This window comes from Streptomyces sp. NPDC015032 (assembly GCF_043080425.1).
Lineage (GTDB): Bacteria > Actinomycetota > Actinomycetes > Streptomycetales > Streptomycetaceae > Streptomyces.
The window spans coordinates 52451-77808 of record NZ_JBIBVN010000031.1 but is presented as its reverse complement, the minus strand read 5'-3'; the positions used below and the strand labels follow the sequence as shown (position 1 = coordinate 77808).

General features: G+C 70.8%; 30 protein-coding genes and 2 pseudogenes. 17 read left to right on the top strand and 15 right to left on the bottom strand.

Translation table 11 applies throughout. The features are described from left to right. Positions 1–77: 77 nt before the first annotated feature. The 6 genes from ACF08M_RS31605 to ACF08M_RS31580 all read right to left on the bottom strand — a co-directional run bounded on the left by ACF08M_RS31605 (position 78) and on the right by ACF08M_RS31580 (position 5705). Positions 78–1490 carry a sensor histidine kinase gene (locus ACF08M_RS31605; RefSeq protein ID WP_392188687.1) on the bottom strand — a complete coding sequence of 471 codons (1413 nt, stop codon included), beginning with the start codon at positions 1488–1490 and terminating at the stop codon, positions 78–80. Then, positions 1487–2218 carry a response regulator transcription factor gene (locus tag ACF08M_RS31600; RefSeq protein WP_392188686.1) on the bottom strand — a complete coding sequence of 244 codons (732 nt, stop codon included), beginning with the start codon at positions 2216–2218 and terminating at the stop codon, positions 1487–1489. Before ACF08M_RS31600 ends, ACF08M_RS31605 begins: the two co-directional genes overlap by 4 nt. A gap of 42 nt (positions 2219–2260) precedes the next feature. Then, the gene (locus tag ACF08M_RS31595; protein ID WP_392188685.1) at positions 2261–2491 is read right to left on the bottom strand and encodes a hypothetical protein; all 231 of its coding nucleotides are present in this window, start codon (positions 2489–2491) and stop codon (positions 2261–2263) included. Positions 2492–2501: 10 nt separating this feature from the next. After that, complete coding sequence (locus ACF08M_RS31590) at positions 2502–3512, bottom strand: S1C family serine protease (RefSeq protein WP_392188684.1); 1011 nt, start codon at positions 3510–3512, stop codon at positions 2502–2504. Positions 3513–3833: 321 nt separating this feature from the next. After that, complete coding sequence (locus ACF08M_RS31585) at positions 3834–4877, bottom strand: LacI family DNA-binding transcriptional regulator (RefSeq protein ID WP_392188683.1); 1044 nt, start codon at positions 4875–4877, stop codon at positions 3834–3836. Between the two features lie 24 nt (positions 4878–4901). Beyond that, positions 4902–5705 carry a winged-helix domain-containing protein gene (locus ACF08M_RS31580; RefSeq protein WP_392188682.1) on the bottom strand — a complete coding sequence of 268 codons (804 nt, stop codon included), beginning with the start codon at positions 5703–5705 and terminating at the stop codon, positions 4902–4904. 312 nt (positions 5706–6017) lie between these two features. On the opposite strand from ACF08M_RS31580, the gene ACF08M_RS31575 reads away from it, so the two are divergent. The 8 genes from ACF08M_RS31575 to ACF08M_RS31540 all read left to right on the top strand — a co-directional run bounded on the left by ACF08M_RS31575 (position 6018) and on the right by ACF08M_RS31540 (position 11779). Beyond that, on the top strand, positions 6018–6926 hold the full coding sequence (locus ACF08M_RS31575) for an alpha/beta hydrolase family protein (RefSeq protein ID WP_392188681.1): 909 nt from the start codon (positions 6018–6020) through the stop codon (positions 6924–6926). A gap of 41 nt (positions 6927–6967) precedes the next feature. Continuing rightward, positions 6968–7222, top strand: coding sequence for a MoaD/ThiS family protein (locus ACF08M_RS31570; protein ID WP_392188680.1), 255 nt, complete (start codon positions 6968–6970; stop codon positions 7220–7222). 10 nt (positions 7223–7232) lie between these two features. After that, positions 7233–8786 carry a hypothetical protein gene (locus tag ACF08M_RS31565; RefSeq protein WP_392188679.1) on the top strand — a complete coding sequence of 518 codons (1554 nt, stop codon included), beginning with the start codon at positions 7233–7235 and terminating at the stop codon, positions 8784–8786. Positions 8787–8928: 142 nt separating this feature from the next. Next, a complete protein-coding gene (locus ACF08M_RS31560; RefSeq protein ID WP_392188678.1) occupies positions 8929–9618 on the top strand; it encodes a DUF2993 domain-containing protein in 690 nt (229 codons plus the stop codon). Positions 9619–9900: 282 nt separating this feature from the next. After that, positions 9901–10008, top strand: coding sequence for a putative leader peptide (locus tag ACF08M_RS31555; protein ID WP_392188677.1), 108 nt, complete (start codon positions 9901–9903; stop codon positions 10006–10008). A 159-nt stretch (positions 10009–10167) separates the two neighbouring features. Then, complete coding sequence (locus tag ACF08M_RS31550) at positions 10168–11013, top strand: sulfurtransferase (RefSeq protein WP_392188676.1); 846 nt, start codon at positions 10168–10170, stop codon at positions 11011–11013. Between the two features lie 66 nt (positions 11014–11079). After that, positions 11080–11367: a DUF1416 domain-containing protein gene (locus ACF08M_RS31545; RefSeq protein ID WP_030925040.1), complete on the top strand. Its 288-nt coding sequence runs from the start codon at positions 11080–11082 to the stop codon at positions 11365–11367. 154 nt (positions 11368–11521) lie between these two features. Continuing rightward, positions 11522–11779: a DUF3099 domain-containing protein gene (locus ACF08M_RS31540; protein WP_392188675.1), complete on the top strand. Its 258-nt coding sequence runs from the start codon at positions 11522–11524 to the stop codon at positions 11777–11779. 18 nt (positions 11780–11797) lie between these two features. Here ACF08M_RS31540 and ACF08M_RS31535 read toward each other — a convergent pair whose 3' ends face one another. Continuing rightward, positions 11798–12160, bottom strand: a complete 363-nt coding sequence (locus tag ACF08M_RS31535) for a DsrE family protein (RefSeq protein WP_392188674.1) — start codon at positions 12158–12160, stop codon at positions 11798–11800. Between the two features lie 375 nt (positions 12161–12535). Here ACF08M_RS31535 and ACF08M_RS31530 point away from each other — a divergent pair, with 375 nt between their 5' ends. The 3 genes from ACF08M_RS31530 to ACF08M_RS31520 all read left to right on the top strand — a co-directional run bounded on the left by ACF08M_RS31530 (position 12536) and on the right by ACF08M_RS31520 (position 14685). Then, entirely contained in the window at positions 12536–13108 is a 573-nt protein-coding gene (locus tag ACF08M_RS31530) for an FABP family protein (protein WP_392188673.1), read from the top strand. Between the two features lie 98 nt (positions 13109–13206). Next, on the top strand, positions 13207–13677 hold the full coding sequence (locus tag ACF08M_RS31525; RefSeq protein WP_392188672.1) for a Fur family transcriptional regulator: 471 nt from the start codon (positions 13207–13209) through the stop codon (positions 13675–13677). Positions 13678–13719: 42 nt separating this feature from the next. Further along, positions 13720–14685, top strand: a complete 966-nt coding sequence (locus ACF08M_RS31520) for a YgfZ/GcvT domain-containing protein (protein WP_392188671.1) — start codon at positions 13720–13722, stop codon at positions 14683–14685. 106 nt (positions 14686–14791) lie between these two features. Here the strand turns inward: ACF08M_RS31520 and dtd are convergent, their stop codons facing one another. Continuing rightward, positions 14792–15241 (bottom strand): D-aminoacyl-tRNA deacylase, encoded by a 450-nt coding sequence (dtd, locus tag ACF08M_RS31515; RefSeq protein ID WP_392188670.1) that lies wholly within the window; start codon positions 15239–15241, stop codon positions 14792–14794. A gap of 130 nt (positions 15242–15371) precedes the next feature. Here dtd and ACF08M_RS31510 point away from each other — a divergent pair, with 130 nt between their 5' ends. The 4 genes from ACF08M_RS31510 to ACF08M_RS31495 all read left to right on the top strand — a co-directional run bounded on the left by ACF08M_RS31510 (position 15372) and on the right by ACF08M_RS31495 (position 19329). After that, entirely contained in the window at positions 15372–16004 is a 633-nt protein-coding gene (locus ACF08M_RS31510; RefSeq protein WP_392188669.1) for an ABC transporter substrate-binding protein, read from the top strand. 47 nt (positions 16005–16051) lie between these two features. Then, positions 16052–17026: an asparaginase gene (locus tag ACF08M_RS31505; RefSeq protein ID WP_392188668.1), complete on the top strand. Its 975-nt coding sequence runs from the start codon at positions 16052–16054 to the stop codon at positions 17024–17026. 195 nt (positions 17027–17221) lie between these two features. Then, entirely contained in the window at positions 17222–18472 is a 1251-nt protein-coding gene (locus ACF08M_RS31500; protein WP_392188667.1) for a GNAT family N-acetyltransferase, read from the top strand. Between the two features lie 167 nt (positions 18473–18639). Further along, the gene (locus tag ACF08M_RS31495; protein ID WP_392188666.1) at positions 18640–19329 is read left to right on the top strand and encodes a TetR/AcrR family transcriptional regulator; all 690 of its coding nucleotides are present in this window, start codon (positions 18640–18642) and stop codon (positions 19327–19329) included. A 123-nt stretch (positions 19330–19452) separates the two neighbouring features. On the opposite strand, the gene ACF08M_RS31490 is transcribed toward ACF08M_RS31495, so the two are convergent. The 5 genes and pseudogenes from ACF08M_RS31490 to ACF08M_RS31470 form a co-directional block, all read right to left on the bottom strand. Then, positions 19453–19974, bottom strand: a complete 522-nt coding sequence (locus ACF08M_RS31490; RefSeq protein ID WP_392188665.1) for a DUF2199 domain-containing protein — start codon at positions 19972–19974, stop codon at positions 19453–19455. Positions 19975–20155: 181 nt separating this feature from the next. After that, positions 20156–21052, bottom strand: coding sequence for an oxidoreductase (locus tag ACF08M_RS31485; protein WP_392188664.1), 897 nt, complete (start codon positions 21050–21052; stop codon positions 20156–20158). A 183-nt stretch (positions 21053–21235) separates the two neighbouring features. After that, positions 21236–21685 carry an HIT family protein gene (locus ACF08M_RS31480; protein WP_392188663.1) on the bottom strand — a complete coding sequence of 150 codons (450 nt, stop codon included), beginning with the start codon at positions 21683–21685 and terminating at the stop codon, positions 21236–21238. Positions 21686–21801: 116 nt separating this feature from the next. After that, the gene (locus ACF08M_RS31475; protein ID WP_392188662.1) at positions 21802–22470 is read right to left on the bottom strand and encodes a class I SAM-dependent methyltransferase; all 669 of its coding nucleotides are present in this window, start codon (positions 22468–22470) and stop codon (positions 21802–21804) included. Between the two features lie 229 nt (positions 22471–22699). Next, positions 22700–22852 (bottom strand): annotated as a pseudogene (locus ACF08M_RS31470) (MFS transporter); the annotation flags it as partial. A 284-nt stretch (positions 22853–23136) separates the two neighbouring features. On the opposite strand from ACF08M_RS31470, the gene ACF08M_RS31465 reads away from it, so the two are divergent. Continuing rightward, positions 23137–23667 (top strand): hypothetical protein, encoded by a 531-nt coding sequence (locus tag ACF08M_RS31465; protein WP_392188661.1) that lies wholly within the window; start codon positions 23137–23139, stop codon positions 23665–23667. Positions 23668–23892: 225 nt separating this feature from the next. Here the strand turns inward: ACF08M_RS31465 and ACF08M_RS31460 are convergent. Both ACF08M_RS31460 and ACF08M_RS31455 read right to left on the bottom strand, forming a co-directional pair. Beyond that, positions 23893–24021, bottom strand: a pseudogene (locus ACF08M_RS31460) (ArsR family transcriptional regulator); the annotation flags it as partial. A 27-nt stretch (positions 24022–24048) separates the two neighbouring features. After that, positions 24049–24543, bottom strand: coding sequence for a hypothetical protein (locus ACF08M_RS31455; protein WP_392188660.1), 495 nt, complete (start codon positions 24541–24543; stop codon positions 24049–24051). A 356-nt stretch (positions 24544–24899) separates the two neighbouring features. On the opposite strand from ACF08M_RS31455, the gene ACF08M_RS31450 reads away from it, so the two are divergent. Further along, positions 24900–25271 carry a VOC family protein gene (locus ACF08M_RS31450; protein WP_392188659.1) on the top strand — a complete coding sequence of 124 codons (372 nt, stop codon included), beginning with the start codon at positions 24900–24902 and terminating at the stop codon, positions 25269–25271. The last annotated feature ends 87 nt before the right edge of the window (positions 25272–25358 follow it).

Sequence of the window (25358 nt, the reverse complement as noted above, 5' to 3'; positions counted from 1 at the left end):
GCACTCGGTCGTGGTCACCGTGCGTGCCCGGTCGACCGGGCACGACGCCTGAGCAGACAGCCGGATCCGTCCCCGACTCACAGCCCCGGCGGCGGCTGCGGAGCCCCCGGGAGCCGGATCGCCGCCACCGTGCCGTCGCCGTCCGGTGCCGGGCGCAGGCCGACTTCGCCGCCCGACTGCTGGACCGTGCGGGCGACGATCGACAGGCCCAGGCCCGAGCCGGGGAGCTGGCGGGCGGACGGGGAGCGCCAGAAGCGTTCGAAGACGTGGGGGAGTTCCTCGGCGGGGATGCCGGGGCCGTGGTCCCGTACGGTCAGTTCGCCGTTGCGCAGTGCGACCTCGATCGTGCCGCGGGGCGGGCTGAACTTGACGGCGTTGTCCAGGACGTTGACCACCGCCCGCTCCAGCGCGGCCGGTTCGGCCCGGACGTACCACGGAGTCAGGTCGGCCCGGATGGTCAGCTCCGGCCCGCGCAGGCGGGCACGTTCCAGTGCCGTGTCCGCGATGTCGTGCAGGGCGACGACCTGGAGCGGGCCGGGGTTCGGGGCGTCGGGGCGGGACAGTTCCTGGAGGTCGCCGATGAGCGAGGCCAGTTCGGTCATCTGTGCCTTGACCGAATTCATCAGGGCACGGCGGTCGTCCGGCGGGATGGCCCGGCCGGTGTCGTCGCTGCGGGCGAGGAGTTCGATGTTGGTACGGAGCGAGGTGAGGGGTGTCCGCAGCTCGTGACCGGCGTCCGCGATCAGCTGGGCCTGGCGGTCGCGGGAGCTGGCGACGGAGGCGGTCATCGAGTTGAACGAGCGGGACAGCCGGGCGATCTCGTCCTCGCCCTCGACCGGGATGCGTACGGAGAGGTCCTCGGTACGGGCGACATGCTCCACGGCCTGGGTGAGTTCGTCGACGGGGCGCAGTCCGGTGCGGGCGACCCAGAGTCCGGCCGCGCCCGCACCGAGGACGCCGACGCCGGAGACGACGAGGAGCACCCAGGCGAGCGTGGTGAGCGGGTTGTCGATCTCGCTCATCGGGCGGGCGATGGAGACGGCGATGCTGCCCGTCGTGTCGCCGGAAACAGGGGTGACGTAGGTGTAGACGCGCATCCTCGTCCCGCTCTCGGTCCTCGCCGAGTGCAGGGCGTCGGGCTGTGTCCCCTCGGCCACCGCGATGTCCGCGGGGCTCACGGTGAGCGCCGCCGCCCTGGGGGTGATGCACACCGTGCCCTGGGAGTCGACGAGCTGGACGGTGTACCCGGTGAACGGCCGCGGCGGCACCGCGGTGGTGCCCTGGCAGTAGTTGTACAGGCTGCTCAGGTACCTCCCGTCGACCTTGGAACTGCGCAGCGATGTGTCCAGCTGCTGCTGCAACTGGACCCGCGTCACGAACCAGCAGGCCGCCGCCACCGCCGCCACCGCGAGCGCGACCGCCGTGGCCACCAGCAGTGCGAGCCGGCTCCGCAGCGGCAGGGCGCGGAGCCGGCGCAGGGTCCCGGTCATCCGTCACCGCCGCCGGAGCGGAGCGCGTAACCGACCCCGCGCACCGTGTGCACGAGCCGCGGTTCGCCGCCCGCCTCCGTCTTGCGGCGCAGGTACATCACGTACACGTCCAGGGAGTTGGAGCTCGGCTCGAAGTCGAAGCCCCACACCGCCTTGAGGATCTGCTCGCGGGTCAGCACCTGTCGCGGGTGGGCCAGGAACATCTCCAGCAGGGTGAACTCGGTACGGGTCAGCTCGACCCGGCGGGTGCCCCGGGTGACCTCGCGGGTGGCCAGGTTCATCCGGAGATCGGCGAAGGACAGCACATCGTCGTCGGGGACGCCGCCGCCCGCCGCGACCGTGTACGAGCTGCGGCGCAGCAGGGCCCGGATGCGGGCGAAGAGTTCGTCCAACTCGAAGGGCTTGACCAGGTAGTCGTCGGCGCCCGCGTCGAGGCCGGTGACCCGGTCGCCGACGGTGTCGCGGGCGGTGAGCATCAGGATGGGCGTGGTGGTGCCCGCGGAGCGGAGCCGGCGGGCCGCCGTCAGGCCGTCCATCCGCGGCATCTGGATGTCGAGGACGATGAGGTCGGGGGCGTATGCCTCGGCCCTGGCGAGGGCGTCGAGGCCGTCGACGGCGACCTCGGTGCCGTACCCCTCGAACGCGAGACTGCGCTGCAGGGCCTCGCGTACGGCGGGCTCGTCGTCGACGATCAGGATGCGTTGCGGATCGTCTTCGGCGGGGCTCATCGCTCGTTGTCCTCTTCTCGTTCCGTGCGTACCGGTCTGCTGTCAGCCTCGCACGGCTGCCGCCCGCCGTCGCGCGGCCCGGCGCTTGCGGGCTGCGGCGGTACGGACTTCCGGGGTGCGTACCGGGGCATGTTCCGGTACGCCGTCCGTCGGGGATCTTGTCGGGAGCCCCGTCGGGAGCCCCGTCGGGAGTTCCGTCAGGAGTTCCGTGACGAGGGCGAGAGGCAGGGCCAGGTCGGACGGGCCCGTGGGGGTCCGCGCGGGATGGTGCATGAGTGTCTCCTCAGGAGCCGGAGCCGGACCGCAGGGTGTCGAGGTCGGCCTTGAGCGTGTTCACCGGGATCGCGAAGCCGAGACCCACGCTGCCCGCGTCGGAACCGCCGGATCCGTTGGCCGAACTCGCCGAGTACATTGCGGAGTTGATGCCGATGATCTCGCCGTTCATGTTGATGAGCGCGCCACCGGAGTTGCCGGGGTTGAGCGAGGCGTCGGTCTGGATGGCCTTGTATGTGGTGGTGGAATTGCCGGTGTCGCCGTTGAACTGCCGACCGCCGAACTCGAACGGCCACTGCTCGGCGCCGTACTGCCTGCCCTGCCCCTGGCCGTCCTCCTTGGCGACCGTGACATCGCGGTCGAGGGCGGAGACGATGCCGCTGGTGACGGTGCCGGTCAGGCCCTCCGGCGAGCCGATCGCGACGACCTGGTCGCCGACCGAGACCGCCGAGGAGTCGCCCAGCGTGGCCGTCTTCAGCCCGCTCGCGCCCTGGAGCTTGATCAGCGCGAGATCCTTGGCGGCGTCGGTGCCGACGACCTTCGCGGGGTACGTCTTGCCCGTGCTGAGCGTCACCTTGATCGACGAGGCGCCGGAGATGACGTGGTTGTTCGTGACGACCTCGCCGTCGGACGTGATGACCACGCCGGAACCGGTGGACTCACCCGCGGTCGAGGTCGCGTTGATCTCGACGATCGTCGGCGAGACGGCCTGGGCGACACCGGCGACGGTCCCCTTGCTGCTCTGCGAGACGGTGGTGCCGGGGGCGACACCGCTGCCCGTGCTGTTCGTGTCGCCGCCGCCGCCGGCGAGCTGGCCGACGAAGGTGGCGGCGCCGCCGCCGACGACGCCCGCCGCGATGGCCACGGCCGCCAGGAGGGCCACCGGCCGTTTGGCCCGGCGCCGGGGCGCGGCCGGCTCGGGGGCGGGCGGGTAGGACGGCGGCGGCGGGTAGGACGCGTCACCGTTGCCGTACGAGGGGTACATCGGGTACTCGCCGCTCGGGCGCTGGCTCTCTGTCATGAAAACGAGCGTGACCGCCGAAGATGAGAGAAACCTGAGCACCCGCTGAGAAGCCCGGCAGAACCTCGTATGCCCGATATAAGGGAGTACGGCTGCCGGATGAGCGGGGTACGGCTGCCGGTGCGCGAGCAGGGGGCGAGCGGTGCCCGCCGGGGCCGGACGTGGCGCCGCGTCCCGTTCCGCCGCGCCTCGCTGCCCCGGTCCGTTCCGCCGCGTCCCGCGTCCCCGGTCCGCTCCGCCGCGCACCGCTGCCCCGGTCCGTTCTGCCCCCGGTCCGTTCTGCCGCGCCCCGCCGCCCCGGCCCGGCTCTTCCGCGCCCCGTTACCGGGTTTCGGCCGTGGGCTCCCCGCACCCGCACGACCGCCGCACCACCAGCGCCGACGGGAACTGCTTCAGCCGCTCCCGCCGCGACCCCTGCACCCGCAACGAGTCGTCGAGCACCAGGTCCACGGCCGCCCGCGCCATCGCAGGGCGGTCCGAGGAGACCGTCGTCAGCGGCGGATCGGTCAGCCCCGCTTCCTTCACGTCGTCGAAGCCCGCCACCGCGAGAGCCCCGGGTACATCGATCCGCAGCTCGCGCGCGGCCCGCAGCACGCCGAAGGCCTGGTCGTCCGTCGAGCAGAAGATGGCCGGCGGCCTGTCCGGCCCGGCGAGCAGCTTCAGTGCCACCTGAAAGGCGTCGTAACGGTTGTACGGGGCCTGGAAGAGGCGGCCCTCCGTCGAGCGCCCCGATTCCTGCATCGCACGGCGCCAGCCCTCGACATGGTCGGCGACCGGGTCGCCGACCGCCGGCGTGGACTCCACGCCGCCGAGGCACGCCACGTACTCGTTGCCGTGCTCCAGAAGGTGCCGGGTGGCGAGCTGGGCGCCGCCGATGTCGTCCGTCACGACGGCGACGTCGTCGATCGCCTCGGGCCGCTCGTGCAGCAGCACGACCCGCGCGTCCCATGCCTCGATCTCCGCCGCCGCCCGTTCGCTGGGGCCCTGACTGACCAGGATCAGCCCGGAGACCCGCATGCCGAGGAAGGCCCGCAGATAGTGGACCTCGCGCTCGTCGCGGTAGTCGGAGTTGCCGACGAGCACCATCTTTCCGCGTTCGGCGGCGGCTTGTTCGACCGCGTGTGCCATCTCCGCGAAGAACGGCTGCCGGGCATCCGGCACGATCATCCCTATGAGATCGGTCCGCCGCGAGGCCATCGCCTGGGCAACCCGGTCGGGCCGGTACCCCAGCTCCTTGATCGCGGCGAGCACCCGCTCGCGCGTGGCCGGGGCGACCGGCCTGGGTCCGTTGTTGATGACATAACTGACGACCGCGGTCGACGTACCCGCCAGTCTCGCCACATCGTCCCGCGTCACCTTGGCCACGCGCGGCAGTCTACGCGGATATACCTACCTCTTGGCAGGCTGGACCGGGGCTTCTTCCGCTGCTCCGGCCGCGCTCGGCTGCTCCGAACGGGTTACGGGTCCGGCGGCCGTCCTCGACGCGGCCCGGTCCTTGGCCTCCTCGGCCGCACGCTCCACCTTCTCCGGCACGACGAAGCGGTAACCGACGTTGCGGACCGTGCCGATCAGCGACTCGTGCTCCGGGCCGAGCTTGGCGCGCAGCCGTCGCACATGGACGTCGACCGTCCGCGTGCCGCCGAAGTAGTCGTAGCCCCAGACCTCCTGGAGCAGCTGGGCACGGGTGAAGACCCGGCCCGGGTGCTGCGCCAGGTATTTGAGCAGTTCGAATTCCTTGAAGGTCAGGTCCAGGACCCGGCCCTTCAGCTTCGCGCTGTACGTCGCCTCGTCGACCGACAGATCGCCGTTGCGGATCTCCATTGGGGAGTCGTCGGAGCCGATCTGCTGCCGGCCGGTGGCCAGCCGCAGCCGCGCCTCGACCTCGGCCGGGCCCGCCGTGTCCAGCAGTACGTCGTCGATGCCCCAGTCGGCCGTGACGGCCGCGAGACCGCCCTCCGTCACGACGAGGATCAGGGGGCAGCCCGGTCCGGTGGACCGCAGCAGCTGGCACAGCGACCGCACCTGCGGCAGATCGCGGCGGCCGTCGATCAGGATGACATCGGCACCGGGGGTGTCGACGAGAGCGGGGCCCTCGGCCGGTGCCACCCGCACGCTGTGCAGCAGGAGACCGAGGGCCGGAAGCACCTCCGTCGACGGCTGAAGGGCATTCGTCAGGAGCAGCAGTGAACTCATCGCCGCCCACCTGCCCGGGTCGTCGGCCGATGATCGTGCACTTTTTGCTCGCCCATTACGTCGGTCCTCCTCGTTCCCTGCGAGAGGGGCACTCCCGGACTCCGGCCCGGGGGAGTATGCGGCACTTCTTCGTACGTTTCGTGCTGGCTTTCGCACTGCTCGCCGTACGACATTCGTCACACGGTTCTACGGGTACGGCCCCGCGCCCCGGGGCCGCGAGCTTGTGGAAACGTCGCCGTAACAACGCTCGAAAAGCACAAAAGGACCCGGGGGCTGCTTTGCCCGGATCCTCTTCCCAGCAGAATAGCCCACATGAGTTCTGTGTCCGAGGGACGATTTCGGAGTTCTTCTGTTCCCTTGATCACGCCCAGCCCTCTGCGCGCCGCGTTGCGGACCGATGACGGGGTCCGTATCGAGGCGGTGTACGAGCCGTTCGCGGCGGGTGCCGGAGCCGTTGCGGAAACGTCCTTCGACGGTACTGCGATCGTGATCGCGCACGGGTTCACCGGGTCGGCGGACCGCCCCGCGGTGCGGCGCGCCGCCGGGGTTCTCGGCCGGCGCGCGGCCGTGGTCACCTTCTCGTTCCGGGGGCACGGCGGGTCCGGCGGGCGGTCGACGGTGGGCGATCGCGAGGTGCTGGATCTGGCGGCGGCGGTGCGGTGGGCGCGGGCGCTCGGACACCGTCGGGTCGTGACCGTCGGGTTCTCGATGGGCGGCTCCGTGGTGCTGCGGCACGGAGCGCTGTACCCGGGCCGGTCAACAGCCGGCACGGAAGCCGGCGGGATGACGGAGCAGGAGGGGCGCATCGAGGCGTGCGCGGGGGCGCGTGCGGATGTGCACGCGGATGCGGTGGTGGCGGTGAGCGCCCCCGCCCGCTGGTACTACCGGGGCACGGCCCCGATGCGCCGCCTGCACTGGGTGGTCACCCGGCCCGCCGGCCGGCTGGTCGGCCGCTACGGGTTCGGTACCCGGATCGACCGCGACGACTGGGATCCGGTCCCGCTCTCCCCGGTCCGGGCGGCCGGGCTGATCGCCCCGGCCCCGCTGCTGATCGTGCACGGCGACCGGGATCCGTACTTTCCGCTGGACCACCCCCGGATGCTGGCCGAAGCGGCGGGTGACGGCGCCGAGCTGTGGCTGGAGCGTGGCATGGGCCATGCCGAGAACGCCGCCGACGAGAGCCTGCTCACCCGCATCGGTGACTGGGTGGCGGCGCGGTGATTCATGATGGACAGCTGATCCGAGACGAGAGGAGCTCCGCCATGTGTGCGGGAACGATCCGCTACTGGGCCGCCGCGAAGGCCGCCGCCGGTACCGCGGAGGAGCCGTACGCCGCCGCGACGCTCGCCGAGGCGCTCGCCGCGGTGCGCGAGCGGCACCCCGGCGAGCTCACCCGAGTGCTGCAAAGGTGCTCGTTCCTCGTCGACGGTGATCCCGTGGGGACCCGCAGTCATGAGACCGTACGCCTTGCCGAGGGCGGCACGGTCGAGGTGCTCCCGCCGTTCGCAGGAGGGTGAACCGCAGAACATGAGCAGTAACGATCAACAGCATCCGTACGGACAGGACCCGAGCCACAGCCATGGCTACGGGCACGAGCCGGGGCACGACCCGCTGAGCGGCCGGCAGCCGCAGCCCTCGCAGCCGTACGGGGACCAGGCGTACGGACAGCAGCCGTACGGCGAGCAGTCGTACGGCGGTCAGTCGTACGGCGGCCAGACGCATGGTGCGCAGCCGTACGGTGACCAGTCGTACGGCGGTCAGACGCATGGTGCGCAGCCGTACGGTGACCAGTCGTACGGCGGCCGGACCCACGGTCAGCAGGCGTCGTACGGAGCGCCGCAGCAGGCGTACGGCACGTACGACCCGAACCAGGCGCCTCAGGCCGGCCCCGCGCCCGCGTGGCCGACCGGGCAATCGCAGGAGGGCGGCGCACCCGCGACGTACGGCCCGCAGGACCCCGGCGTCACACAGACCTGGGAGGGGCAGACCTGGGACACCCAGTACCAGCCGACCATCGAGCCCGCTCAGCCCGCTCAGCCCGTTCAGCCCGTTCAGCCCGTTCAGCCCGCGCAACAGCCGGTTCCGGCCACCGCCGGGACCTCCTCCCCACCGCCCCTTCAGCAGCACGCGCAGCCGCAGCACCCGCAGCCGCAGGGCGCCTCCGGCTCCCACCCGCTGCCTCCCGAGGCCCCGGCCCCGGCCGCGTCCCGCGCCGCCGAGCCGGATCCGGCGGCCGTTCCCGCGGGCGGGCCCTCCGCCGGCACCGCCGCGTCCGCGCTCGACGCCGCCGGATACAGCGCACCCACCACTCTGGGCAACAGCCGCGTCACCGACGCCCAGCGCGCCCGCGCCGAGGGCCGCTCGCCGATCATCGCGCCGGGCATGCAGCCCGCCGCCCTCACCGCGGGACTCGGGCTGCTGCTCGCCCTCGGTGCCGCGATCGGGCCGTACGCCCTGGTCGTACCGCTGGTACTGCTCCAGGCCGTGACCGCGGCCGGGTGGTTCCGGCTCAACGGCATGTGGCCGGCCCGGCAGGGCATCGTGCTCGCGTTCGCCGGCGGCCTCGTCGCCGACATCGCGCTGCTCGCCGCGGGCCGTGAGAACGGACCGGCCGCCATTCTCGGCACCCTCGGGATCTGGGTGCTGCTCACCGTGGTCCTCCAGCTGCGCAGCCACGCGAGCGCCGACGAGCGGATGCAGGGGCTGATGGCCACCGTCGCCTCGGCCGCGCTCTCGGTCCTGGCCGCCGGGCACCTCGCGGCGGTCCCGGACGCGGTGACGGCGGGCGCGGTGGCCGTCGCGGTCGCCGTGCTCGTCCGCGCGCTGCCGCTGACCGGTCCGGCCTCGGTCGTGGTGGCGCTGCTCGCCGCCGCGGGCGCCGGTGCCGTGGCGGGAGCGCTCACCGACCTCGGCACGAAGGGAGCACTGCTCGGCGTCGTGGCGGGCGGTTGCGCACTGATCGGGCTGCGGGTGGCGAGCTACGACTATCCGTCGCGGTTCGTGCACATGACGGCCGGTGTGGCGTTGCCGCTCACCGCCGCCGCCCCCGCCGTCTATCTGCTCGGCCGCGCGATCTCGTAGCGCGGACCGGCCACCCCCCTTCGGGAGCCGAACGGGAACCGAAGGGGGCCGGCACTCGTCGATCAACTCGGGCGTGCTGTGTTCAGGACGGACGCACGGGCGCCGGGGTCCGACCGGATGCAGGGTGGAGGGAAGAACGGGCGTGCGTGCACTGCGAATACTGCTGGTCATGGTGGTGGTTCTGGGCGGCATCCTCGTCGCCGTCGACCGGGCGGCGGTGTACTTCGTGGAGTCGGAGGCCGCGGACCGGGTGCAGGTCACCGGTGCCACGATCGGCTCCACGGACGTCTCCATCAAGGGATTTCCGTTCCTGACACAGATCGCCGGTTCGCAGCTCGACGAGGTCGACGTCGAGATGACCGGCATCGAGACCGACACCGACGGCCGCAGGATCCGGATCACCAGGATGAACGCCGCGCTGCACGAGGTGAAGCTGGCCGACGGGTACTCCAGTGCCACCGCCGCCCGCGCCTCCGGCACCGCCGTCATCTCGTACAAGGACCTGACCAAGGCCGTCGGCGACGGTGTCGCCGTCGAGTACGGCGGCAAGGGCAAGGTGAAGGTGACCGGCACGGTCGACATCCTCGGCAACCCGCTGTCGCGCAGTGTGCTCTCCACCGTCACCCTCGTCGACGGCCACACCTTCAAGGTGCACGCGGACAACGTGCCGGGCGAGGACATCCCCGGGCTGGAGGGTCTGGTGCGCCAGAAGACCGACTTCGAGCAGAAGATCAGCGGTCTGCCCAGCGGTCTGAAGCTGCGGAAGATCCAGCCGACCGCCGACGGTCTGGAGATCTCGGTGGAGGGCACGGACGTACGGCTCGGCGGCTAAGGGTTGTCCCGTAACCCCTGGCGGGCGCACGACGAGTAGGGCCTTTCGTTCGGATCACGCCGAGGCGGGACAGGACTTCGGCCCCCAGGGCGCCGCGACGGCCTGGCGCGCCACATACTGAGACGACCGTGTCCGATCCGCAGATGGCCGACGGGCGCGGGCGGCGAGGGAGCTCCGCGAGGGGTGCCGCCATCCGGCCCATGTCTCGTATCATGGACGATCGAGTCTCATAATGCGACACGACGGTGACATGTCCGCCCGTAGCTCCCTACGATCGGTCCCATGCAGTGCTCTATGCGCGGTCTCCCTCAGCGGGGACGGGCGGACCTCACGAAGCGGCGGGCAGTGGACCTGTGCCGCGTCGCCGCCATGCTCTGTCGCACTGTCTGAGCGGGAGCCTTCGGCGCCCCGCGTTCCCCCGGCCCTTCGACCGATTCAGGGCCCTTCCCGATCGCATGTCGCACGTGCGCCGCACCCTGCGCCGCCGTACATCCGCATCACGCACCGTCTCGCACCATCTCGCCGCAGACTGCCCCGGAGGAGAACAGAATGAGCCGCAGTGACGTCCTGGTAGACGCCGACTGGGTCGAGGCCCACATCGAGGACCCGCAGGTCGCCCTCGTCGAGGTGGACGAGGACACCTCGGCGTACGAGAAGAACCACATCAAGAACGCGATCCGGATCGACTGGACCAAGGACCTCCAGGACCCGGTCCGCCGCGACTTCATCGACCAGGCGGGCTTCGAGAAGCTGCTGTCCGAGAAGGGCATCGGCAACGACACCACGGTTGTCCTGTACGGCGGCAACAACAACTGGTTCGCGTCCTACGCGTTCTGGTACTTCAAGCTCTACGGTCACCAGGACGTCCGCCTGCTCGACGGCGGCCGCAAGAAGTGGGAGCTCGACTCCCGCGACCTGGTCGACGGCGACCAGATCCCGTCCCGCCCGGCCACCGCGTACCAGGCCCAGCCGCAGGACAAGTCGATCCGCGCCTACCGCGACGACGTCGTGAAGGCGATCGGCAACCAGAACCTGGTCGACGTGCGTTCACCCGACGAGTTCAGCGGCAAGCTGCTCGCCCCGGCGCACCTCCCGCAGGAGCAGTCCCAGCGCCCCGGCCACGTGCCGACCGCCCGCAACATCCCGTGGTCGAAGAACGCCAACGACGACGGCACCTTCAAGTCGGACGACGAGCTCAAGGCCCTCTACGAGGACGAGCAGGTCGACCTGGCGACGGACACCATCGCGTACTGCCGTATCGGCGAGCGCTCCGCGCTCACCTGGTTCGTGCTGCACGAGCTGCTCGGCCAGGAGAACGTCAAGAACTACGACGGTTCGTGGACCGAGTACGGCTCCCTCGTCGGCGTGCCGATCGAGCTCGGCGCCGCCAAGTAACTCCGCATGACCCGGACCGGCACGGTCCGGACCAGGACGACCCCCGACCCAGAAGGACAGAACACCATGTGTGGAGCAAAGGCCGGCGGCCCCGACGCCTCGACCATCAAGCCCGGTGAGACCACCATCCAGGGCAGCGTGACCCGCGACGGCGAGCCCGTCACCGGTTACGTGCGCCTGCTGGACTCGACCGGCGAGTTCACCGCGGAGGTCCCGACCTCGGCGACCGGACAGTTCCGCTTCTACGCGGCCGAGGGCACATGGACGGTCCGCGCCCTCGTCCCGGGCGGCAGCGCCGACCGCACGGTCGTGGCGCAGACCGGTGGCCTCTCCGAGGTCGCCATCGCCGTCTAGTACCGAACGCGGGAGCCCGTCCGGCCGACCGGCCGGTGCTCCCGCGACACCTCACCGGCCGAAGGGCCGTACCCCGGGGGTTGGACGCCTTCTGAAGCGGGGTACGGCCCTTCGCGCCGTTCGCGTGGGTGCGGAACGGGCCTACGCTTGAGTTATGTACGCCCGACGCCGGCGTTGCTATTTCCTGATGATGGGCGGTTGCCTCGTCCTCTTCGTGTCGGCCTGGGCCTTCGTCCGGCTGTGGTCGATGCCCGCCGCGATAGCGATGTGTGTCGTCGCCATGGTCATTCCGCCCCTCGCGGCCATGGTCGCCAACCGGCGGGGCCCGGAGGACCGCTGGTGGGACGACCCCTCGGGCGACCCGCAGTCCGACGAGTGGTGGGACGAACTCGACGGCAAGAAGCGCCGGTAGGGGTACGGCACGGGCGCGTCAGTAGACGAGGGCCTGGACGTCCTCGGCCATGATCTCGCTGACGAAGACCTGGGCGCCCGCGATCCGCACGCCCTCCAGGACGTCCTGTTCGGTGATGTCGCGACGGGCCGCGCACTGGGTGCACAGGGTGATCTGTCCGCCCGCCTGGATCGACTCGATCAGATCCGGCAGCGGCGCGGCATGCGGCAGTTCGAACTCCGCGGCGCGTCCCGGCAGGGCGAACCAGGAGGATTCCCCGGTCAGCCAGAGCGAGACCGTCACCCCGCTGGCCACGGCGACCGCGGCCACCGTGAACGCCTGCGAGCAGCGCTCGGCTGAGTCGGCACCGGCAGTCACCTTGATCACGAGCTTCTTCGGCATGTGCCGAACTGTAATCGGGCCGAGCAGCTCGCCGGGGACGGACACCTGGGCGAGAAGGGCACCGGGGCCGTTCCGTTCCACCGGACGCCGATCCTGCAGAACCGGCTGCTGGGCCGACCTGCCCCTCGCCGGACCCGGCGCAAGCCCCGAAACGGCGGGCCCGGCCCCCACCCATTAGGCTGGGGCCGGGCCCCGTACTGCTGCCCTACCGCTCGTTCCAAGGAGTTCCTGTGCTTGAGGCATTCTTCTCCGCCCTGCTGGTCCTGGTCTGCGTCGGCGTCCTCGCCTTCGCCGGCTTGACCGTGAAGAAGCTCTACCAGGGTCAGCGCTGACCCTTCCTGCCCTCGCCCACCTCACAGATCGTCTGAGCTGTTCATGATCGAGATCCCGTCCGACCTCCACCCGGACCTCGTCCCGCTGGCCTTCCTCCTCGGCAACTGGGCGGGCGCGGGTGTGTCCGACTTCCCGGGTGCCGAGCAGTGCAACTTCGGCCAGGAGGTCTCCTTCAGCCACGACGGCCGGGACTTCCTGGAGTACACCTCGCACACCTGGGTGCTCGACTCCGAGGGCAGGAAGGTCAAGCCGCTGGAGTCCGAGTCGGGCTACTGGCGCATCGACAAGGACCGCAAGGTCGAGGTCGTCATGGTCCGCGACCAGGGCGTCATCGAGATCTGGTACGGCGAGCTGGCCGACCAGAAGCCGCAGATCGACCTGGTCACCGACGCGGTGGCGCGCACCGCGGCCTCCGGCCCGTACAGCGGCGGCAAGCGTCTCTACGGCTATGTGAAGAGCGACCTGATGTGGGTCGGCGAGAAGGCCACCCCCGAGGTGGAGCTGCGCCCGTACATGTCGGCGCACCTGAAGAAGGTCGTCACCCCGGAAGAGGTCGAGGCGATGGCGAAGAGCCTCGGCGACCTCCCGGACGACGGCATCGCCTTCTTCAAGTAATTCATAGATCCAAGAAGTAATTCATAGATCCAAGCCGTTCGCAGCTTCCTCCCGCGCACAACCGCGGCCAGGTGCTCACCCGGTCCTACACTGGGCCTGTGGTGAGCACCGACTGGAAGACCGATCTCCGGCAGCGCGGCTATCGGCTGACGCCGCAGCGGCAGCTTGTCCTGGAAGCCGTCGACACGCTGGAACACGCGACACCCGACGACATCCTCGCCGAGGTGCGCAGGACCGCGTCCGGCGTGAACATCTCCACCGTCTACCGGACGCTCGAACTCCTGGAGGAGCTGGAGCTGGTCAGCCACGCCCACCTGGGGCACGGGGCACCGACGTACCACTTGGCGGACCGCCACCACCACATCCATCTGGTCTGCCGCGACTGCACGAACGTCATCGAGGCCGATGTCGACGTCGTCGCCGAGTTCACCGCGAAGCTGCAGGACGGCTTCGGGTTCGAGACGGACATGAAGCACTTCGCGATCTTCGGCCGCTGCGCCGACTGCACGGCGAAGGCGGCGTCCGAAAGCGCGGCGCCTCCGGCCGGCGCGGCCGGTCCCAAGCCGTAGGCGGCCGGCCCCGGGCCGTAAATCGCGTCGTACGCTGGTCGCATGAAGAGCCCCCTGCTGTCCCTGCCCGGCGCCGTTCCCGCCGAAGGCCGCGACGAAGGCGTCGCCGCGCACTACGGTGATCTGTTCCGGGAGCAACGCGCGCTCGCCGACGGCTCCGGCCTCGTCGACCTCTCGCACCGCGCCGTCGTCACCGTCACCGGCAGCGACCGGCTGGCCTGGCTGCACCTGCTGATCACCCAGCACGTCAGCGAACTCGCCCCGGGGCAGGCCACCGAGGCCCTGATCCTCACCGCGCACGGACACATCGAGCACGCCCTCTACCTCGTCGACGACGGCGAGACCGTGTGGATGCACGCGGAACCGGGAACACAGGGCGATCTCGTCGCCTATCTGGAGTCCATGAAGTTCTTCTACCGGGTCGAAGTCGCCGACCGCACCGAGGACTTCGCCCTCGTGTACCTGCCGGCCGGCTCCATCGCGGAGGTCCCGGACGGTGTGACGGTACGGGAGACGGCGTACGGCCGGGATCTGTTCCTGCCCCGCGCCGACCTGGAGACGTACGCGGCCGCACACGGCCCGGTGGCCGGCATCCTGGCGTACGAGGCACTGCGCGTCGAGGCGCACCGCCCGCGCGTCGGTTTCGAGACCGACCACAGGACCATTCCGCACGAGCTGGGCTGGATCGGCACCGCCGTCCACCTCCAGAAGGGCTGCTACCGGGGCCAGGAGACCGTGGCCCGGGTGCAGAACCTGGGCAGGCCCCCGCGGCGGCTGGTCTTCCTGCACCTCGACGGCAGCGAGGTCGTACTGCCCGGACACGGCACACCGGTACGGCTCGCCGCGGACGGCGCCGAGGGCCGGCAGCTGGGCTTCATCACGACGTCCGCCCGCCACCACGAACTGGGGCCGATCGCGCTGGCCCTGGTCAAGCGGAACGTGGCGGTGGACGCGGAACTGCTCGCGGGGGACACGGCCGCCGCCCAGGAGACGGTCGTGGAGCCGTAGCCCTGCGCAGATTTCCTACGCGCGACCGTCCGTACCGGCTGCGTCGACGGCCCGGTCCGACCCCGTATCCGGGGCGGACCGGCACCCGGGCGGGCCGGGCCCGGGTTCAGACCTCGACGATGACGGTGAACGGGCCGTGGTTCGTGAGCGAGACCCGCATGTCCGCCCCGAACCGGCCCGTCTCCACCTGCGCCCCCAGCGCCCTCAGCTGCGCCACCACCTCGTCGACCAGCGGTTCGGCGATCTCGCCGGGCGCCGCGGCGTTCCAGGTGGGCCTGCGCCCCTTCCTGGCGTCCCCGTAGAGGGTGAACTGCGAAATCACCAGAAGCGGTGCATTCACATCGGAGCAGGACTTCTCGCCCTCCAGAATGCGGACCGACCAGAGCTTGCGGGCGAGCTGCGCCGCCTTCTCCGGGGTGTCCCCATGAGTGACTCCGACCAGCACACACAGCCCTTCGCCGACGATTTCGCCGACGACCTCGGGCCCACCCGACGCGTCCGCGCCGTCGGCCACCGTGACGCTCGCACCGTCCACCCTCTGCACCACTGCACGCATATGGCCCAACCTATCCCGGCCAACCTGCTTGGGCTGAACGGGTACAGAGCATCCACATATGCCCCACTGGAGTGGCACCATGCTCGGAAGGCGGTGTGCCGACGCACCGGTCGAGGGGATGGACACCATCATGAGTACCTATGGAACCGGGCAGTCCCCCGGCGCCGTGCCGGGCATGCGTACCGGCGCCAGTACGAATACCGGCACCGGCGCCAGTACCAGAACCTTGCGCCCGCCCGTGCAGCGAAGCGGTCACGACTGCGTGGACGGCCCGTCCGTGGGACGGCAGCCGGAGCTGGGCGGTCTGCGTCTGCCGGAGCTGCGCACCCTGCGCCGCGATTCGCAGCGCGACGAGGCCGACCTCAGTTATGTGCGACGGCTGGTGCAGGGGCGGATCGACATCCTGCGGGCCGAGCTGGCCCGCAGGCGGGATCCGGAGAAGCCGGTGGTGGACCGGCTCTCGGAGATCCTCGCCGACACCCCGTCCCAGCACCGCTCCTCCGCCCGGCACGTCACGCTCACCACGCCGCGCGGCGACGAGTACCGCCGGCTGGCGGCCGAGACGCTGGCCGAGGTCGAGCTCTCCGACCTCGAAGCCCGCACGGACGAGGAGCTGCACGCCGCGATGGGGCGCCTGATCCGCTACGAGCAGCAGGTCTCCCGGCGCCGTCACCAGCTGCAACGCACCGCTGACGATTGCAGTGCGGAGATCGCGCGCAGGTACCGTGACGGTGAAGCACAAGTAGACGACCTGCTCGCCTGAAGCGACCCTTCCGGGGGCGGGTTCCCGCCCGCCCCCGGAAGGCCACCATGACCTCCAGCGCCGCCCCCTCCGCCATATCCCCCGCCCACCCCGTACTGGCCGAGGTCGTACGGTCCGGTTTCGTGGAGGGCCGTCACCGGGGTTCGCTGGTCGTCCTGGCCGCCGACGGCAGCGTGGAACGGGTCCTGGGCGATCCGGCAGCACCGGTCTTCCCGCGCTCGTCCAACAAGCCGATGCAGGCCGCGGCCGTGCTGCGGGCCGGCCTCGATCTGTCCGGGGAGCGGCTGGCACTGGCCGCCGCGAGCCACTCCGGCGAGGGCTTCCACCTCGAACTCGTCCGCACGATGCTGGCCGAGCACGGACTGAAGCCCGGTGATCTGCAGACCCCGCCCGATCTGCCGCTGGACCCGGCGGAGGCGGAGGCGTACCTCGCCGCGGGCCACGTCCGGGACCGGATCACCATGAACTGCTCCGGCAAGCACACGGCGATGCTCGCGGTGTGCGCGGTGAACGGCTGGGACCGGGCGTCCTACCTCGACCCGGCGCACCCCCTCCAGCAGCTGGTCCACCAGGTGGTCGAGGAGGCGGCCGGCGAGCCGGTCGCGGCGGTCGGTACGGACGGGTGCGGGGCGCCGCTGATGGCGATCAGCCTGGTGGGCCTGGCCCGGGCCTTCCGTTCGTTCGTGCTGGCGGAGCCGGGGACGGCGGAGCGCCGGGTCGGGGACGCGATGCGGGCCCACCCCGAGTACGTTGCCGGAACGCGGCGCCCCGACACCTGGCTGATGCGAGAGGTGCCGGGCACGCTCTCGAAGATGGGCGCGGAGGCGGTGCAGGCGGTGGCCCTGGCGGACGGCCGGGCGCTGGCCTTCAAGATCGACGACGGCGCCACGCGGGCGCTCGGCCCCGTGCTGGCCCAGTCGCTGCGCCTGCTCGGCATCGACACCCCGGTGGTCTCCCGGATCGGACGCGCGCCGCTGCTGGGCGGTGGCGGTGAGGTGGGCGAGATCAGGGCGGCCTTCTGACCGAATTTCGTGGTGCGGGAAACCGGATTCTGCGGTAGAGGAAACCGAATTCCGGGGCGTGGGAAACCGGATTCCGCAGTGCAGGGGGCCGGATTCCGCGGTGCAGGGAACCGGATTCAGTGGTGCAGGGAAACGGATTCAGCGGCGTAGGAAAATCGGACGACAGCCGATGGGCCGCTGTCTAGCGTGGGGCGCATGTGTCCTGACCTCCGTACGATCACCGAATCCGAATTCCCTGACTGGCTGCGATCCCTGAACACCGGCTTTCTGCGTCCGCCCGCGGTGACGGACAAGGAGGTCGCCATCCGCCTCCCGCACATCGACCTGGCCCGAACGCAAGGTGTGTTCGACGGCGGGCGGTGTGTGGCCACATTCCGTTCGTTCGCGCAGGAGCTGACGGTCGTCGGCGGCGGCACGGTGCCGGCCGACGCGATCTCCAACGTCACGGTGTCGCCGACGCACCGTCGCCGCGGGATGCTCAGCCGGATGATGGCCACGGACCTGGCGGCGGCGAAGGAGCGCGGAGAGGTGGTCGCCACGCTGATCGCCGCCGAGTACCCGATCTACGGGCGGTACGGCTTCGGCCCGGCGGCGTGGACCACCGAGTGGGAGATCGACGTACCGCGGGCGGGCCTCGACCCGCGCTGGTCGGGTCCCTCGGCCGAGGACGGCGGCCGGATCGATCTCGTGACGGGCCCGGACGTACGCAAGCTGGGCCCGGTCCTCCACGAGCGGCTGCGCGCCCGGCAGCACGGGGTGATCGACCGTAGGGCACGCTGGTGGGACCTGACCACCGGCGAGAACCGGCCCGGCCCCGATGCCTGGACGGAACCCTTCTACGCGGTCTACAGCAATGCGGACGGCGAGGCCGACGGCCTGATCGTCTACCGTGCCGACGACCACTGGGGCGACGGCAAGCAGCCGCTGAACCGGGCCACGGTGGTCGATCACATCGCCGTCACCCCCGCCGCGGAACGCGCGCTGTGGCATTTCGTCTGCTCGATCGACTGGATCACCACGGTCCGCACCGGCTACCGCGCCCCCGACGACCTGCTGCCCCTCCTCCTCCCGGACCCGCGCGCGGCCCGCGCGGTGACCCAGGCGGACTGGCTGTGGGTGCGCGTGCTGGACGTCGTACGCGCCCTGGAAGCCCGTACCTACGCGGCACCCGGCGCGCTGACCCTGGACATCCACGACGCCACCGGTCTGACCGCGGGCCGCTACCGTCTGGAGTCCTCCCCGTCCGGCGCGTCCTGCGTCCCCACCTCGGCCGAAGCCGATCTCGCCCTGGACGTGAGGGAGTTGGGGACGCTCTACCTGGGCGACGAGTCTCCGGTCCGGCTGGCGGCCCTGGGCCGGATCGAGGAAATCACGCCGGGTGCGGTGACGCTGGCGGAGGGGATGTTCCGGGCGGCACGACGGGCCTGGTGCCCGGATGTGTTCTGACCCGGATGTGTTTTGACCCGGATCTGACCCGGATGTGTTCTGAGGTGAGGCGGGCACGGGGGAGCGGGGGAGCGGGGGAGCAGGACCGTGCCCGTCCGGCTCTCGGCGCCCGGCGCGCGCACCCGCTCCCGGACGTCAAGTCCGGTTGAGGTCGAGGCGTACGCTTCATGGTCATGAGCGGAGAGACACCCGGGCGCGGGACGGCGCCGCATGCGGGCCCCGCGGACACCGCGGCCCCCGGGCCGCACGCGCCGATGAGCCTGCGTGAACGGAAGAAGCAGCTGACGTACCAGGCGGTGTCCGATGCCGCGATCGCGATGTTCCTGGAGCGGGGCTTCGACAAGGTCTCGGTGGCGGAGGTGGCGGCCGCCGCGGACATCTCCAAGCCGACGCTGTTCCGGTACTTCCCGACCAAGGAGGACCTGGCCCTGCACCGGTTCGCCGACCACGAGGACGAGGCGGCCCGCGTGGTCGCCGCCCGCGCGGACGACGAATCCCCGCTGGACGCCCTGCGTCACCATTTCCTGGACGGTCTGGAACGGCGCGACCCGGTGACCGGGCTCTGCGATGTGCCGGAGGTGCTGGCGTTCCAGCGGCTGCTGTATGGGACGCCGTCCCTGGTGGCCCGCATGTACGCCTACCAGGGCCGCTCGGAGGCGGCGCTGGCCCGCGCGCTGGGCGACCGGGTTCGGGACAGGCTGGCCGCGGGCCAGATCATCGCCGTCCTGCGCATCCTGGCCCTGGAGAACTGGCGGCGCATCGACCAGGGGAAGACCGCGGACCAGGTGTACGCAAGCGCGGTCGAGGCCGCCGAGCTCGCCTTCGTGCAGCTGCGGACGGGGCTCGGGGCGCAGTAGCGGGCGCCGGCAGGGCCGCGGTCCGGCGGGCGTCGGCAGGGGCCGGTCCGGCAGCCGCGGCGTCCTGCCGGGTGGCCTGCCGGGTGGCCTGCCGGGCGAGCTGCCGGGCCGTGGGCCGGTCGCTCAGGCGCGCGAGTCCTGGGCGTGCAGCACCGCTTCGGCGATCTCGCGCACCCGGTCGCGGGTGATGCCGGTGCGCTGTTCCACGGCGAGCGGGTGGTCGGTGGGCTCCAGCTCGATCCGGGGGCGCAGGCCGATCGGGCGGGTGTGGGCGTTCGTCTTGAGGTTGGTCGTGCGGGGCGAGTACAGACCCAACTCGGTGCTCAGCCACCCGAAGTACGGCTGCTCGGACTCCCGGCCGGGGGTCTCCCACACATCGAGCGCGCGGCCGAAGTTCTCCCGGCTCAGCGAGACCCAGACGCCCCAGGAGAACGGCTCCTCGCTGCCGAAGACGGGTATCTCGATCAGGCCCTTGATGAAGTAGTGCTCGTGTCTGACGATGCACTGGTCCGAGGAGAGCATGCTGTCGGGATCGTTCTCCAGGCTCGCGTCCCAGACGTCGGGCGCCATGGTCGAGTACCCCATCGGGATTTCCGCGTGGTGCTCGCCGCAGCAGGAGCAGGTGTAGCCGGGGTCGATAGCCATGGGCGGGATCCTAAGGGCTTGCGATGCACCGCATCTGACGCCGCGCGCTGATCCACCAGGGACTACGGGACAGCCCTTAGGTCCTGTGGTCCCGGGGATGCCGGGCGTTCCGCACCCGGCCCCCGGGGGCGGCGGGGGCCGCACGGACTGTGGCGGGCAGTCCGCAAGCGGACGTCCTCGGTTACTCGCGGCGCCCGAGCAGCGCCATGTCCTGCTCGTCGAGAACCAGCCGGCCGGCGGCCATGTTCTCCTCCAGGTGGGCGAGTGAAGCGGTGCCGGGGATCTGGACGATCGAGGGCGAGCGGGCCAGCCCCCACGCGATGGCGACCTGGAACGCCGTCGCGCCGTGCCGGTCGGCGACCTTCCGGAGGTTCGCGCCGGCGAGCTCGGTGTGCCCGCCGCCGAGCGCGAAGAACGGCATGTACGCGATGCCGGCGTCCGCGCACTCGTCGACGAGCGCGGCGTCCGCCTGGTCGAGCACACCGAACCGGTTCTGTACGGCGGCGACCGGTGCGATCGACCGCGCCTCCGCGAGCTGCTCACGCGTCACATTGCTGACGCCGAGCTGCCGGATCAGCCCTTCCTCGCGCAACGCGGCCAGCACGGCGAACCGTTCGCCGAGCGACTCCGCGACATCCGAACCCAGCCGCCCCACCCGCAGATTCACCAGGTCGAGGCTCTCGACCCCGAGATCCTCCAGGTTCCGCTCCACCTCCCCGCGCAACTGGTCGGGGCGGGCCTCGGCGTACATCTCACCGGTCTCGTCCCGCAGCGGGCCGACCTTGGTGGCGATGGTGACGTCGGCGGGGTACGGGTACAGGGCGTCGCGCAGGAGGTCGTTGGCGCGGTGAGTGCTGGAGAAGTAGAACGCGGCGGTGTCGATGTGCCGCGCCCCGAGCTCGACGGCGCGCCGGGCCACGGCCACGGCGTTCGCGGTGTCACCGGCGGGCCCGCTCCACCGCCCCGGCAACTGCATGGCGCCGAAGCCGAGTCGCGGGACGGTGACGGTGCCGCCCAGCTCGAAGGTGCCGGGGCCCGGGGCGGAGGGGGAGGGGGAACCCATCGGTGAGGAGGTCATGGGGGCAGCATGGCTGACGAAGGACCGGGTCGGCACATTCATTACCTTCGGGCTTTCGGGCCGGGGCCGCCGTGAGGCAACGGCCCCGGCCCGCCCCCGACCCGCCCTCCGGCCCCCGCCTCCATGCCCGGAGCACGAGCCGTCCGGGCCGGGCCGCGGATCCGCCCGCCGCACCTCGACCGCTCAGCGCCCGGAAAGCGCCGTGCGCAGGCGTTGCCCCATGGCGGCGGCCTCCTCGTCCGTGACGGACAGTACGCCGTTCTCGGCCATCAGCGCGTGGAACTGCTGTTGCGGGTACGGGGTACCCGCGGGAAGGCCGGCGATGTGCCAATGGAGATGTGAATTCCCCTGCTGGCTGCCGAGCGACAGCAGATACGTCCGCTCGGGCTTCACGACCGCCTCCACCGCCAGTGCCACCTTCCGGACCACCGACATCAGCCGCAGGTAGGCGAATTCGTCCAGATCGCGAACAGCGTGCTCGATGTGAGCCTTCGGGGCCACGAGCACCTTTCCCGGCACGGTCGGATACCGGTCGAGGAAGGCGACGTGCTGGTCGTCCTCGTACACCGTGACATGCGCGGCCCCCGGGGCACCGGCCACGAACGCGCAGACGAAGCACGGGTTGTTGCGCACCCTGGACTCGTAGGCCGCAAGATCGTGGGACCGTCGCTCCGGCCCCCGGTCCCCGGACGCCTCGGGCGAGCGAGCCGCCGGGTGCCCGGCCGGTCCGCTCGGCCCAGGGTCTCCCGTCACGATCCCTCGGGCTTGTGGGCGAGGAAGAAGGCTTGCCGGCCTTGCCGGGGTTTCTCGTGCTCGTCGGGTTCGCGGATCATCCGGGCGGTCATGACGAGACCGGCTCCGCTCATGAGGCCGGCGACACGATCAGGAGACATCCAGTAGACATCGAGGGACAGTTCGTGGCCGTATGCCCGGTCCAGGTGCCGGAGTCGGTCCCCGGCCTTGAATGCAAGGAGCATGTGGCCGCCCGGGGCCAGTACCCGGTGGCACTCGGCGAAGACGGTCGGCAGAAGCTCCGGTGGAGTGTGGACGGTGGAGTACCAGGCGATGATGCCGCCGAGGGAGTCGTCCTTCAGGTCCAGTCCGGTCATCGATCCCTCTTCGAACCGGAGGCTCTGGTGTGTCCGACGGGCAACGGCGATCATCTCGGGCGACAGGTCGATGCCGAACGCGTCCACGCCGAGTGAACGGAGATGAGCCGTGATGCGCCCCGGGCCGCAGCCCAGATCGGCGACCGGCCCGCTGCCCGGTGTCCGCACGAGCTCGGAGAAGGCCGCGATCATCGCGCGGTCCAGCGGTTTGGTGTCGAGTTCGTCGTGGGTGAGTTTCTCGTAGTCGACGGCGACGGTGTCGTAGGCCGTCCGTGTGGCGTGCAGGTAGGTCGCTTCGGTGTCGGTCATGGCCGATGACGGTAGCGGCGTTCCGCCGTTCCCGCCGCTCGATACCGGCAGCAGTTTCAGCCAGGCGCGCGTTGGGCGAGAGTCCGTCGGTTCCACTCGGCACGAGGAGTTGGGCACGGGCGCCCCCTCAAGTGGCGGCAGGTGTTGCGGAAGTTGTCCGAAGACGTATGCCTCGCCGTGGTCGACGACTGGTGCGGGACCCGTGGGGTGGTCACGGTCCGGGCGGCAGCCCGGCGCACGGTATCCGGGGCGACACGGTGAGCGGCAACGCCGCGGCAGCGGCTCCGACACTGAACGCGCTCGCGATCCACCCCATGTCCGAAGCGCCCCAGCCGCGTTCGTCCGCCAGGAGCACCAGACCAGTGGCGACCGGGCCGCTGAAGTGAACCGCCCCGGGTTCGGTGGAGACCTCAGATTATGGTCACCTGGCCTGGGGGTTTCGTGGTGGTGAGGTAGTAGGTGGTCTCGTCGTCAACGGGCGGTACGCGCCCTGGCCTTGCCTTGTGGCCTTGGTCACTCGAATCCTCTACTGTCTTGAGCCCGATCAGCCAGTGGAAAGGCCAGGAGGTTTCGTTGTCCTCGGCATCGCCATCTCCGAGTAGCGACCCGAACCCAACCCCTGACTCGGGTTCCGGACCAGTGCCTTCACCCCGGCAGCGATTACGCATGCGCCGGGCATGGGAGTGGTTCGGCGGTCTGACCGAGGCTGGCAAAGTCGCCCTTGTCGCAGCTGTGATCACGACCGTCGGTGGAGGGGTGTTCGGCGTGGTCAGCGCCGCCACTTCTGCGTTGGGCGGCGGCGGGGGCGGCGCGGTAAGCGATGGAACGCCGCAGAAAGTGGCTCCTGTCGAAACACCTTCCGGGCGCAACACGCCTGATGGCCAGCCGGACACACCGGACACCAGCCTGCCCACCCATGCCGCCGAGTGTGAAGTCCGCTCTAAGGTCCTGTACTGCACAGGCAACAAGCCAGGGACCAAGTTGTACCGCCAACGCGACTACCGTTCCGAGGTTGTCCACACACTCGCCGGTACCTCCAGCCGGTATTCGTGCTGGGGGCATGGCTTCTCCCACTCGGGAGGCAATGACATCTGGTACTGGACGCACTTCGAGGGCGAGGACTATTGGGGCAATGTTCCGGCGGTGGATGTGAGCACGAATCAGGACCCCGCCCCCGGCCTGCCCAAGTGCTCGTAACCCTCCACCCGAGTGGAATGACGACGGGGGCGGATCCTTCGGGCCAGCCCTATGCGGTGCTTTCTTCGTCGCGGTATCCCCGGGTTCCGGGTGGGCCTGGGCCTACGGGGCCGGGCGCCTGGTCGAGCTCTCCCCCAATTCCCGGAAACGGCCACGAACTGCCGGCTCACAGAGCGGTGCAAGGGACGGGGAACACCAGGGCGAACGTCGGCTGATGCGGCAGCAGCTCGCGGCGCCGGGGTTGATGCCGAGTGCGTCGGCGCCCCGGGTGGCGGTGGACGGACCGTGCTCGCGCAGCAGATTGAGCACGCTCAAGCGCAATGGGTGGGCGAGTACCCGCAGGGCAGCGCGGATGTCCGTGTCATCCGGGGCCGGACAGCGTCAGAGCGACATCCAGCAGTAGAGCTGATCGCCGGCGTCGCGAGCCCGCCTGGCAAGCCGGACGAGTTCTTCGGCCAGTGGCTGCATGTCCTCGACGCGTGTTCCATCCAGTTCCTCCGCTTCCACCCACCTGGCGACGACGGCCGGTATATCGGAGTCGCGTGCTCCTGCCAGCGTGTCCCGTGCCAGGGGGCCGAGTTCCGACACCCACGGTCCCGTCACCCACGGGTCGTCCTCGGTCGCGGGGCCGTTCGGGCCGGGAGCCGGGGAGGTCGGCCATACGGTCCTCTCCTCCACCAGGTCCACTCGCCACTCGATCCGGTCGATGGCGGCGATCAGCTGCGCCAGGACGACGGCCGGATCCACGTGCTTGGCTTCGACTCCGTCGAACACGTGGGGCTCTGCGCAGAGCGGGGACTCACCATCCGTCTGCTCCAGCGCCCGTACGACCGATGCGGCGTCCACCGCGCGGAAGTAGTCAGTCAGTGCACCCATCGCTCTTCTCCCCGCCTCGGGTTCGTCGACGGGCAGTAGATCAGACCCGGCTCGCAGCGCGGACGGGGACCGGCAGAAGTGGGACTGCCCGCACTTCGCGGAGACCGGACACCGGGATGGTGCATGCCGATGCCCGGTCCCGGCAGGTCCGGGCAGGGGAGGGTGTCGATCTGCGTGCCGAACCCCGCGTATGCCGCGCGGAGTTGACTGCCTTCAGCAGTCGGCGGGATGTCGCCCGCGGCCGTCAACCGGCCGGGCTCCCGTGGGACGGGCCGACGTTCGGCATCCCGTTCAGCCGTGGGCAGCCGCTTCTAGGGTGTTCATCGCGGAAGTCCACTGGCCGGCCCGGAGGTGCCATGTCCCTGCAGATGAAGTTGGTCGCGATAACGCTCGACTGCCCTGACCCGCCGGCTTTGGCGGCGTTCTATCAGCAGGCCACGGGCTTCGAACCCCATCCGAAGTCGGACGCCGACTTCGCGGGTCTCGACCGTGAGGACGGACTCTTCATCGGTTTTCAACGGGTCGACGACTACCGGGCTCCGTGCTGGCCCGAGCAGACGGTTCCCCAGCAACTGCACCTCTGCTTCGACGTCGCGGATCTGGATGAGGCCGAGGCCCGGCTGCTGCAGCTGGGTGCGGGCAAGCCGGACCATCAGCCTCATGACGCCGCCAGGGCACGGGTTCTCACTGATCCGGCCGGCCATCCCTTCTGCATCTGCCGAGGCTGACCGGGGCGGGAGGACTTCGAAGAGCGGGACCGCCTGCACGTCGCAGAGAAAACAGGACAACGACAGCCGTGCTCGGGCCCAGGGGGT

What these genes read in the sequence shown, in the direction of transcription:
- ACF08M_RS31535 (WP_392188674.1), bottom strand. Translation starts at nt 12,160, where the DNA reads ATGCCGAAGAAGCTCGTGATCAAGGTGACTGCCGGTGCCGACTCAGCC.
- ACF08M_RS31500 (WP_392188667.1), top strand. Translation starts at nt 17,222, where the DNA reads ATGTGTCCTGACCTCCGTACGATCACCGAATCCGAATTCCCTGACTGG.
- ACF08M_RS31595 (WP_392188685.1), bottom strand. Translation starts at nt 2,491, where the DNA reads ATGCACCATCCCGCGCGGACCCCCACGGGCCCGTCCGACCTGGCCCTG.
- ACF08M_RS31540 (WP_392188675.1), top strand. Translation starts at nt 11,522, where the DNA reads ATGTACGCCCGACGCCGGCGTTGCTATTTCCTGATGATGGGCGGTTGC.
- ACF08M_RS31570 (WP_392188680.1), top strand. Translation starts at nt 6,968, where the DNA reads ATGTGTGCGGGAACGATCCGCTACTGGGCCGCCGCGAAGGCCGCCGCC.
- ACF08M_RS31455 (WP_392188660.1), bottom strand. Translation starts at nt 24,543, where the DNA reads ATGGGTGCACTGACTGACTACTTCCGCGCGGTGGACGCCGCATCGGTC.
- dtd (WP_392188670.1), bottom strand. Translation starts at nt 15,241, where the DNA reads ATGCGTGCAGTGGTGCAGAGGGTGGACGGTGCGAGCGTCACGGTGGCC.
- ACF08M_RS31485 (WP_392188664.1), bottom strand. Translation starts at nt 21,052, where the DNA reads ATGACCTCCTCACCGATGGGTTCCCCCTCCCCCTCCGCCCCGGGCCCC.
- ACF08M_RS31465 (WP_392188661.1), top strand. Translation starts at nt 23,137, where the DNA reads ATGCGCCGGGCATGGGAGTGGTTCGGCGGTCTGACCGAGGCTGGCAAA.
- ACF08M_RS31545 (WP_030925040.1), top strand. Translation starts at nt 11,080, where the DNA reads ATGTGTGGAGCAAAGGCCGGCGGCCCCGACGCCTCGACCATCAAGCCC.
- ACF08M_RS31510 (WP_392188669.1), top strand. Translation starts at nt 15,372, where the DNA reads ATGAGTACCTATGGAACCGGGCAGTCCCCCGGCGCCGTGCCGGGCATG.
- ACF08M_RS31450 (WP_392188659.1), top strand. Translation starts at nt 24,900, where the DNA reads ATGTCCCTGCAGATGAAGTTGGTCGCGATAACGCTCGACTGCCCTGAC.
- ACF08M_RS31495 (WP_392188666.1), top strand. Translation starts at nt 18,640, where the DNA reads ATGGTCATGAGCGGAGAGACACCCGGGCGCGGGACGGCGCCGCATGCG.
- ACF08M_RS31565 (WP_392188679.1), top strand. Translation starts at nt 7,233, where the DNA reads ATGAGCAGTAACGATCAACAGCATCCGTACGGACAGGACCCGAGCCAC.
- ACF08M_RS31475 (WP_392188662.1), bottom strand. Translation starts at nt 22,470, where the DNA reads ATGACCGACACCGAAGCGACCTACCTGCACGCCACACGGACGGCCTAC.
- ACF08M_RS31520 (WP_392188671.1), top strand. Translation starts at nt 13,720, where the DNA reads ATGAAGAGCCCCCTGCTGTCCCTGCCCGGCGCCGTTCCCGCCGAAGGC.
- ACF08M_RS31555 (WP_392188677.1), top strand. Translation starts at nt 9,901, where the DNA reads ATGCAGTGCTCTATGCGCGGTCTCCCTCAGCGGGGACGGGCGGACCTC.
- ACF08M_RS31600 (WP_392188686.1), bottom strand. Translation starts at nt 2,218, where the DNA reads ATGAGCCCCGCCGAAGACGATCCGCAACGCATCCTGATCGTCGACGAC.
- ACF08M_RS31575 (WP_392188681.1), top strand. Translation starts at nt 6,018, where the DNA reads ATGAGTTCTGTGTCCGAGGGACGATTTCGGAGTTCTTCTGTTCCCTTG.
- ACF08M_RS31580 (WP_392188682.1), bottom strand. Translation starts at nt 5,705, where the DNA reads ATGAGTTCACTGCTGCTCCTGACGAATGCCCTTCAGCCGTCGACGGAG.
- ACF08M_RS31590 (WP_392188684.1), bottom strand. Translation starts at nt 3,512, where the DNA reads ATGACAGAGAGCCAGCGCCCGAGCGGCGAGTACCCGATGTACCCCTCG.
- ACF08M_RS31550 (WP_392188676.1), top strand. Translation starts at nt 10,168, where the DNA reads ATGAGCCGCAGTGACGTCCTGGTAGACGCCGACTGGGTCGAGGCCCAC.
- ACF08M_RS31530 (WP_392188673.1), top strand. Translation starts at nt 12,536, where the DNA reads ATGATCGAGATCCCGTCCGACCTCCACCCGGACCTCGTCCCGCTGGCC.
- ACF08M_RS31605 (WP_392188687.1), bottom strand. Translation starts at nt 1,490, where the DNA reads ATGACCGGGACCCTGCGCCGGCTCCGCGCCCTGCCGCTGCGGAGCCGG.
- ACF08M_RS31490 (WP_392188665.1), bottom strand. Translation starts at nt 19,974, where the DNA reads ATGGCTATCGACCCCGGCTACACCTGCTCCTGCTGCGGCGAGCACCAC.
- ACF08M_RS31505 (WP_392188668.1), top strand. Translation starts at nt 16,052, where the DNA reads ATGACCTCCAGCGCCGCCCCCTCCGCCATATCCCCCGCCCACCCCGTA.